This is a genomic window from Endozoicomonas atrinae, from assembly GCF_001647025.1.
GTDB classification, from domain to species: domain Bacteria; phylum Pseudomonadota; class Gammaproteobacteria; order Pseudomonadales; family Endozoicomonadaceae; genus Endozoicomonas; species Endozoicomonas atrinae.
Map to the genome: position 1 here is coordinate 1 of NZ_LUKQ02000227.1, position 8,590 is coordinate 8,590.

Here is an 8,590-nt window from a genome sequence, read left to right on the forward strand (position 1 = left end):
ATAGGATGCTCACGTCCTCACGGAAGAGGCACTGTTCCTAATGAACCATGTTTCTTGGGGCACAGTTTACCTACTGTGAATTTTGCAGAGAAAATCTTATCTCACGGGCTTTAGGGTCCGTTTTTTTCTTTTTGATTGGCAATGTCGTCTGGTATGACTTGCCTAGATCCCATCAGTCAATACAGCAACTACTTTTTCTGACTAATCCCATTCAGTAGACACCCTGAATTCGTATCATAAATGCTTCCGCCATATTTAAAGACTGGTTCGCATTTTTATATGAAATGAATCGAATTTTATGGAGACCTATTGAGCTGAGTGTTGGAACTTGAATCCGTCGTTGATATTGCTCGGCAAAAAAAATGCTGACCCTATCTGGGGACAGGTATCAGCAAAAACTTTGAGACTGGCTGAAGTCTGATGCAACAAGAGGCAGGAGTCTATCCGTATTTGTCCATCCATTGTACTATGGGCTCAGTGAACGATAAGAAAGTGTTACCTCCAATCTGTTGTTAGTCAACTTCCCTTATCCATGTCTTATAGGCAAAGACGCGATGAAGCCTGCGGCTTTTGGTGAGTTTTCTGAACCAGTGTGTTATCCATTGCTCTGCTGTGAAGTCCCCTCCAACGTGCTTAGCTGATGTGTTCTCCCACACGGGTAGGTAGTCAACCACCTTGGGCCGGTCATCTTCATCCAGCACGGTAAACAGAATACTGGCGTTGGCCAGCTTGCCTTCATCGGTCACGCGAGGTTTTAGGTAAAAGACCATGTCCAGCGTGATGCACCAGATATCTCGGCCAGTGTTTATCATCAAGTCAAATCGGGCCCGGTCATAAGCTGTTTTTTCATCGGCAGGTAGGAAGATCTGTGGTTTCAGACAAGCGGGGTATTTTCGAACAGTGAGCCCGGCAATAGTGCCACGCTGACTTTTGAACCAGGATTGCAGGTTCGATGACTGGTCTTGTAGCCATGCATCAAAAGATGATGGTGGAATGGAAATTGAGGCGGCTGCTGGCTCCATAGAATGTCCCCCATAACGTCCGGTCTTTTTTATTCTCCTTCTGTTGCTCGATATATGTTCATATAGGCGACAGGATTGGAGGCATTGTGTTTTTTCATAGGCAAAGGTGCAAGAATATTTTTGCGTGGACATTGCCCATTTGATTCAGGTCAGGCTGATTCGATATAAGTTATCCTTGCCTTGCATCCTATAGGAAAGCGCGATTAAGTATCCTGTCAGTTTTCGCCTGCTTTTAAACCCGTCGCCTATGAAATTGCTATTGTTGTGGTCTGTGTTCATTGATAGGTGCAACCAGTCTGGCTAGTCACACAGTACTTCTATTATGCTCCTATGATTTTGTTCGCTTGTCCCTGTGTTGCAACTTCAAACCCTTCGGGGGTATCAGGCAGAGAAAGGGAATATTTACCCATCTTATTGCCTGGCAGACGATTTCAACACCACGACTCGATTAGCTTTGTTGATAGACAAGCTAACTGTCGCAGAGCTCGTAGAGGGTAATTATGAATAATTCAACCATCAGAAAAAACAGGCAGACAAACCAGTACAGAATGGACCGCAATCTATACGGCTACCTGTCGATGCTGGACAACCCAGAGTTATCGGACACGGAGCGCCAGTCTCGAATTCGCAGTGGGGTTCAGCGGTGGAACCAGCAAATGTCTGAGGGGCGGGACCCTATTGAAACCTGCCGAGAATATTATCAGCAGAAAAGCCAGACTCTCCCGTAAAATAGGCGTCTCTCTGTCAATATCTTATCACCGATGGCTAAGGCCGGAGATGTTCTGTGGTGGAGTGCTGGCGGTGTTGCGATAAACGGTCTGTTTACCTGACGGGACTTGTTATTCCATACCTCCTTTGGCTGCCCATTGTCCGGGTGGTTACACTGAGGATTAGGGATCGATTTGCTGTATTAGATGAGATAGCTGTACGTTCTAATTAAATTCGATGATCAGGAACTGGCTTTCATAAGGTAATACAGGTGTATCATGATTGATCTTGATATTGAAACTCCCTCCAAAAAACAGCAGTGCAAACAACTGATGCTGGACATTTTCGGACCAAAGTGCGCCGCACGGGTTGATGAGATGACCGAGGCGGAGTGCGTGGATAAGTGCAAGGAAAAGGTTCGGTCGTTACTGGGTGATCATGCCGTCAGGCGGTTTGAATGCCTCAGTTAAGCAGGCTGGAGCGATTGTTTTTTGACCAGCGAGTAGTGTTCTGGTAGCTTACCGATACCACATCACTCCTTATGCTGGTAGAGAAAACCCCGTCATCACCCCTATGGTGACGGGGTTTTCTTTTAATTACTTCTTGATCTTTGTGTAGACCACACTGTTATCACTGCCGTAAGGGTTGGGCACGTAGTCGTCTGCGTTATGGTCGTTCTCCCAGGTGGTCTCATCCAGCAGGTAACGGAAATGGAAGGTATTGTCGCCGGGCAGCTTTACTTTGGTCCGGAAGGCATTTTCTTTTTTGTGGTATTTCATGGTGACCGGTTGCCACTGATTAAAGTCCGCAACCAGCGACACGGACTTGATGCCCGGTTGAGCGAACTCAAACGTCACTTCGGTTTCCGCTGTTTTTTTGATCGTTTTTTTCTTCAGCATGGACAATCAATCCTCAAGGTTCTCAGGGCTTAAAAGTCTACGGTACAGCGATCATTGATGGTGATCAAATCAAACTTGATACGGCTGTTTCTTGCTGGTCGGTTGTGTATTTCTCTGTTTGTCGGTGATTGTTAATGAGTTTTTATTCGTAAAATTCAGAGTGTAAGAGAACACATTTTGATCATTCTCTGACCGTTAAGGAGTATCTCTTGGCAAACCATTTTTGTCCTCACCTTGATCGGTGGGTGTAAATTCAGTAGATACTCGACCCCTGATCTGTCGATAATAAGTATTGATACGTATCAAGGTTTTTGGGTTACGTCTGGTGAATAATTGCGCACCGTCGGAAAGCAACACGCTGAGGCACAATGATTGCCACAAAAGGGAGATCGCCGGTTATGATGAGCATCGAAAAATACACCCAGAAAGACGGTCAAACCGGATGGCTTGCGCATATCTCCCAGAAAAAGCAGAATCGTAAATCCTGTGCCCTGACTCGTCGCTTCAGCTCAGCACAATATGGCGATGCGGCTTTTCAGAAAGCCCTGGCGTGGGCGGAGGATAACCAGAATCTAAGGGCGCACTCCTGATGTGACCAGCCTGCGACCGGGTGCCAGAGTCTTCTCGTCAATGCGTCTGGCTGCTCTTTATTGCATGGCCATGCAACGCTGTTTAATTCACTCCCCCGCGCTGCTGTTCAATAAAGGCATCAATACAGTTCTGGCATTCATCGTTATCAATGCAGTATCGGACGTTGTAGACCGGTGCATCATCAGCCTCCAGTAACGTGCGTTGAGTGACCTCTATTTTACTGTCGGGCCGTTTTTCCTTGCAGATATGGCAAGTCCAGGTGAGAGCCTCGCCGGTCAGGTTATCAAAGATCAGGTAGTCCCGCTGAACCCTCTGGTGGGTATCCAGCTCATCGAAGGTTTCAAAACAGCCAGTCCAGTCGTGGCCATGATGGGCTTCCATTAACTGGCGGGCATCATCACGGGTGGGAGCCGTAATTCGCACATAGCCTGGGTAATCGGGGTGGTCTGCACCTAAAGAGAGGTAATAATTATTCATCTTTTTCTTCCTGAACAACTACAAATTGCCGTTCTGACTGATGATACCGCTTTTTTGAGGGGCGAAAAATGGGGGGCAGTGTCTGATCATACTTGCTTTGAAGTCCCACAAAATTGCTGACTGTAGCTATTTCAGGTGCATGTCGAGCATAAATAAAACCATATGAAATCCTATTTTCTAAGTAAGTGGTTAGTCAGCTTGCAGTGTTAAAATTCTGGTTACATAGCTACGGCTATGCTCCCGCCGCTGTGCCTTGCATAGTAACTATCCACTCACCCAGAAATATTCGATTCCATATGGCCGGTTACTTAACCATTTATTGATATTCACTTTATCCACAATTTCAGTGGATAAGCCAGTACACAACCTGTTAGCCACCTTGGTGGTTGCTGCTATTACACGTCCATAGAAGAATAACTGAAAAATGAGCAGTTTTATTTCCTCGCTTTGCTGAACTGAAAAAGTCGTTTTAATGCAATATCCAAACGACTAAACGATTATGGTGACAATGGTAAATATCTACAAAAAATTAGAATAAATTATAAAAAAATATTGAAGCCTCCGATTTATTGGTTATAGGATGAACACATGATCAAGCAGTTTTCTTCTATCGATTGCGGAATTAATGTACATGGACGTAGATTCAGAAGTAGCTGTAGAAGAATTAGAAAAAGAGATGGCGGAATCCTTCAATATGCTGATTAGTTTTCTCCGGGAGCGATATCCCGGGGACTTTGAAAAACAGTTCCGGCTTATCCTTTTGGCAGAACGATATTACAGGAATAACGGCAACTACCCATGAATCATCCAGAAATGGCAGAGCGATTGGAGCAGGCGATGGCGCTCTCTGGTATTACCGGAGTTTCCAAGCTTGCCCGGAGAACAAAAATTGACCGAGGGTACCTCTATAAGCTGGCCAATGGGGAGATCGGTAATCCCCATAAGTATCTTGAGCGGTTAGCTGAGGCTATGGGGGTTAGCCCGCAGTGGCTGGGTTATGGTCGAGGTGGTCCTTATGATCATGAGCGGAAAAGCCTACGCCAGGGGTCGTTCAGGACTACGGTTACTGTCGTTCCTTCTGAGGGGGGCGATTATGATATCGACATATCGGTACCGGACATCTTCAACAGCCAGCGCCATGTTCCCAGGGATCCAGAGTTATACCGGTTTATCTATCTGCCTGAGATGAACGACTACTTTCCAGGCAATACGCTGCTGACAGTGGAGAAAACACCAAGGCCAGGACCCGGTATTTACTTGGCCTGGTACATCATCAACGGTAAGAAAAAGCTTGGCTGCTATCAGGCGTTTTATGATCAATGTGAGTTGAAAAACACACAACAGATAACGGCAAATAATAGAACAACGAATGAGCGAGAGGAGGCGCAACTGATTGGCCGGGTACGCAACATGGATTACTGGAAGGTGGATGAAACCACTGATTTATAGTTATCTGAAGTGCTACAGGCTTGTATGAAATACATGGAACCATAACAAGAATCAGGGAGCGCCCATGAAGTTTGTGAGTTACGATCCGGTATGTGATGAAATTACAGTGCTACAGAAAGGGGCAAAGAGTATCAGGGAAATACCGCTATTTATTGGTTCTGGTCAGGTTGATGATCTATCCAATGCCGACCGGGCCAGGCTCTACGTTATGTTGAAAAAACATCCACAGGTCGTGGCCGATCAAGGCGTGTATGGCTGTTATTCCTTTTCTCTCTTGACCCAGCAAAATATGCTGATGGTATTGGGGGGGCTCTACCTGACGTTACTGGTACTCTGCCCGATTGTATTTATGCGCCATTTTCATGTTCAGGGTATGGAATTCACTGGGGGGAGTATTCTGTTTCCACTCACCTATTTTATTCTGGATGCGATATCGGAATTATACGGAATAAGGCGTGCACGGCAGACCGTGATATACAGTAGTGCGATGCTGATATTGGTAGCTGCAGTCTGGTGGCTTCATGTCAAATTTCTTGAAGGTTCAGTTCATAGCAGCGGCCCCGATCATCACGACATGCAACCGGTGGAATTGTTATACCGTGAGCTGCCGGGGAACTTCCTTGCACTGGGTGTCAGCTTGCTGATCACTGATATGGTAAATATTTACCTCTTTCAGCTCATACGAAGCTGGATGAATAACCACTGGTTTATCGTCCGATCGGCGTTCTCTACATCGTTTGCTTTAGGACTGTTTTCCCTGATTGCCCCTGTTGCGCGGTATCAGGATTACTGGAACGACCCGGATACTCTGAGTTTTGTCATTGACACGACCTTGATGAAACTGTGGCTGGTTCCGATCTACCTTTTCATTGGTGTTGGTATTGTGTTTGGTACCCGGTATTGGCGGAGGAGGTATGTGAAGTAGGGATGCCACTTGGTTTTGGTAATCAATGCACCACTCAGATTAATGGTGACCCTCCCTATGTCAGGGCCACCTATCGTTTTATTAAATGATAATACTGGCCAGCACATAGCCAATACAGCAAGCGGAGATGACGCCGATCAGACCGGGCATCATAAAGCTGTGATTGAAATAGTACTTGCCAATCTTGGTGGTGCCGGTGCTGTCGAAATTGCAGGTTGCAATGTCTGATGGGTAGTTCGGGATAAAGAAGTATCCATAGACCGAAGGCATAATGGCGATGAGCAGCTGTGGGGACAGGCCAAGCCCCAGCGCTACCGGCAACATCATACGCGCAGTGGCGGCCTGACTGTTAATCACCACAGAGACAGTAAACATGGCAAACGCGATGGTCCATGGATGCTGATTGACCATGTCTTTTATGGAACTTTGAAATACCGGCATCGCATGCTGGAAATAGGTATCACTCATCCAGGCAATACCAAATATGGCAATGGCAGCCACCAGGCCTGATTTGAACACCACACCCTCAGGTACTTTTTTTACCGGGGTATTGGTCAACAGCAGCATAAGACCACCAAAAGCCAGCATCATCATCTGAATAATGGCGTCCATCTTGATGGCTTTGCCAGCAATGGTTCTGAGTTCCGGCATCATGGCGACCAGTACAATGGTGGCGATGGCGGCCATAAACAGGTAAACCGAGTGGCGTGCCGAGGCAGGCAAGATCTCGTCCAGACTGGTTGCGGTGGTTTCTTCAATCTGTTTGCGGGTAATCGGGTCAGCCATACGACGCTGGAATTCAGGATCGTCTTCCAGTTCAACGCCACGGCGCATGCTATAGAGGGAGAGAATAATTGTGCCCAGCAGGGTCGCCGGAATTGAAACGCCCAGAATGGATGCCAGAGTAATGGTGGAATCAATGCCGCCTAACTGGGTCAGGTAGTAAACAACCGCAGCAGACAGCGGGCTTGCAGTAATCGCCAGCTGAGAAGCAACGGAAGCGGCCGCCATGGGGCGCTCTGGGCGGATTTTGTTTTTCAGGGCGATGTCACCAATGATCGGCATCACCGAGTAAACGGAATGACCTGTGCCCAGCATGAAGGTCATTGCATAGGTCACCAGTGGCCCAAGCAGGGTGATATGCTTGGGGTTCCTGCGTAACACGCGTTCTGCGATCTGCAGCATAAACTTCAAGCCACCGGCGGCTTCCAAAATGGAGGCACAGGTCACGACGGCAAGAATAATCAGCATGACCGTTACCGGTGGAGAAGTCGGTGTCATGCGGAAAATAAAGACTTCGATCAATAAGCCAATCCCTGAGATCACCCCAAGACCGACTCCCCCTTTCCGGCTACCGATGTACAGCATCAGCAGCAGAAATAAAAACTGCGCAATAAGAAGCATGATTGATTTCCGAACGTGTAAAAATTATTGGTGACGGAATGATCTGCTGGTTTTGGAGGGCGGGTATTGATGCGTATCAATGGGCTTTAAAGCGGCTATTGATGTATATCAATAGGCAGCGATACACCAACGGCTGAGCATCTTGTGTTATCGATTGAATGTAAGTGCCCATAGCGGTTAGGATTATGCGCTGTATAATGGCGGAACGTTAAAAGTGTGATTTATTTGTTATGCAAAGATTTGATGTTCCGGGTGTAGTGACCCGTCATATTCGTCATAAATACTCTTCATTAACAAGAACAAGCTTCTAGCTCCACCGCCTTATGGCAAGGCACATTATTATTAAATTTCAGGATATGACTATGTCTACTGCTACCGGTACTGTTAAGTGGTTCAATGACGAGAAAGGTTTTGGTTTTATCGCCCAGGAAAATGGCGGACCAGACGTGTTTGCTCACTTCCGGCAAATCACTGGTGATGGCTTCAAGTCCCTGCAGGAAGGCCAGCGCGTTGAGTTCAAAGTAACTCAGGGTCAGAAAGGCCCACAGGCTGAAGATATTCGACCACTGTAATGGTCGTGGCTGCATTTTGTAGCCTCTAACCTCACGTAAAGTGAGGAAAAGAAGGGCAATGCTTTCGGGTATTGCCCTTTTTTGTGATTTTCAGAAAAGAAAAAGGGAGGAACTATGGCAACCACCAATACCTGTAAGCAATTCAAAGTACTGACCTCAGATGGAGTCAGAGTCGTCGCCACTATTACCGCCTACAATGACAACGGCTCCAGTCAGGTACCGTTAAGGGTGAGTCAATCTCTGCGGGACAGAAGACGTTTATCAACGATAGTGAGATCAAAGGTACTGCGCCGAAGCTGGTGGAGTCAGAGGTCCACGTCTAATCATTTTCTTATACCAATTGAATTTTCTAACTACTGTATAACTGCCCAATCACGGGAGCACAGACTGAACAGTCGACCAGCTTCGCTGCAAAGGTTATTCCAAGCTTCACAGCAACAATCTACAATATTTTCATAACCTGAAAATGCTTTGTTTGATAAGTCATGCTCCCGCATCCACTCCCATAGCCTTTCTGAGCTGTTTAACTCCGGTGCGAATGGT

At 46.7% G+C, this 8,590-nt stretch carries 11 protein-coding genes and 1 pseudogene; 7 read left to right on the top strand and 5 right to left on the bottom strand.

Annotated features, from left to right (window positions below; translation table 11 throughout):
- Positions 1-512: 512 nt before the first annotated feature.
- Positions 513-1,022 carry a hypothetical protein gene (locus AK963_RS21975; protein WP_066017566.1) on the bottom strand — a complete coding sequence of 170 codons (510 nt, stop codon included), beginning with the start codon at positions 1,020-1,022 and terminating at the stop codon, positions 513-515.
- A 500-nt stretch (positions 1,023-1,522) separates the two neighbouring features.
- On the opposite strand from AK963_RS21975, the gene AK963_RS21980 reads away from it, so the two are divergent.
- Together AK963_RS21980 and AK963_RS21985 are read left to right on the top strand one after the other, a co-directional pair.
- On the top strand, positions 1,523-1,750 hold the full coding sequence (locus AK963_RS21980; protein ID WP_066017567.1) for a hypothetical protein: 228 nt from the start codon (positions 1,523-1,525) through the stop codon (positions 1,748-1,750).
- 258 nt (positions 1,751-2,008) lie between these two features.
- On the top strand, positions 2,009-2,200 hold the full coding sequence (locus AK963_RS21985; RefSeq protein ID WP_066017568.1) for a hypothetical protein: 192 nt from the start codon (positions 2,009-2,011) through the stop codon (positions 2,198-2,200).
- Positions 2,201-2,326: 126 nt separating this feature from the next.
- Here the strand turns inward: AK963_RS21985 and AK963_RS21990 are convergent, their stop codons facing one another.
- Complete coding sequence (locus AK963_RS21990; protein WP_066017569.1) at positions 2,327-2,629, bottom strand: isoamylase early set domain-containing protein; 303 nt, start codon at positions 2,627-2,629, stop codon at positions 2,327-2,329.
- Between the two features lie 398 nt (positions 2,630-3,027).
- Here AK963_RS21990 and AK963_RS21995 point away from each other — a divergent pair, with 398 nt between their 5' ends.
- Positions 3,028-3,219 (top strand): hypothetical protein, encoded by a 192-nt coding sequence (locus tag AK963_RS21995; RefSeq protein ID WP_066017570.1) that lies wholly within the window; start codon positions 3,028-3,030, stop codon positions 3,217-3,219.
- Between the two features lie 82 nt (positions 3,220-3,301).
- Here AK963_RS21995 and AK963_RS22000 read toward each other — a convergent pair whose 3' ends face one another.
- Positions 3,302-3,697, bottom strand: coding sequence for a hypothetical protein (locus AK963_RS22000; RefSeq protein WP_066017571.1), 396 nt, complete (start codon positions 3,695-3,697; stop codon positions 3,302-3,304).
- Between the two features lie 631 nt (positions 3,698-4,328).
- Between AK963_RS22000 and AK963_RS33445 the strand changes: the two genes are divergently transcribed.
- The 3 genes from AK963_RS33445 to AK963_RS22010 all read left to right on the top strand — a co-directional run bounded on the left by AK963_RS33445 (position 4,329) and on the right by AK963_RS22010 (position 6,071).
- Positions 4,329-4,499 (top strand): hypothetical protein, encoded by a 171-nt coding sequence (locus tag AK963_RS33445; protein ID WP_175404600.1) that lies wholly within the window; start codon positions 4,329-4,331, stop codon positions 4,497-4,499.
- Positions 4,496-5,146: a helix-turn-helix domain-containing protein gene (locus AK963_RS22005; RefSeq protein ID WP_066017572.1), complete on the top strand. Its 651-nt coding sequence runs from the start codon at positions 4,496-4,498 to the stop codon at positions 5,144-5,146. The genes AK963_RS33445 and AK963_RS22005 overlap by 4 nt, the downstream gene beginning before the upstream one ends.
- A gap of 64 nt (positions 5,147-5,210) precedes the next feature.
- Positions 5,211-6,071: a queuosine precursor transporter gene (locus AK963_RS22010; protein WP_066017573.1), complete on the top strand. Its 861-nt coding sequence runs from the start codon at positions 5,211-5,213 to the stop codon at positions 6,069-6,071.
- 81 nt (positions 6,072-6,152) lie between these two features.
- On the opposite strand, the gene AK963_RS22015 is transcribed toward AK963_RS22010, so the two are convergent.
- Positions 6,153-7,475, bottom strand: coding sequence for an anaerobic C4-dicarboxylate transporter (locus AK963_RS22015; RefSeq protein WP_066017574.1), 1,323 nt, complete (start codon positions 7,473-7,475; stop codon positions 6,153-6,155).
- Positions 7,476-7,837: 362 nt separating this feature from the next.
- Here AK963_RS22015 and cspE point away from each other — a divergent pair, with 362 nt between their 5' ends.
- Positions 7,838-8,047, top strand: a complete 210-nt coding sequence (cspE, locus tag AK963_RS22020; RefSeq protein ID WP_066017575.1) for a transcription antiterminator/RNA stability regulator CspE — start codon at positions 7,838-7,840, stop codon at positions 8,045-8,047.
- A gap of 353 nt (positions 8,048-8,400) precedes the next feature.
- Here the strand turns inward: cspE and AK963_RS35765 are convergent.
- Positions 8,401-8,590: pseudogene (locus AK963_RS35765) on the bottom strand (IS630 family transposase); the annotation flags it as partial.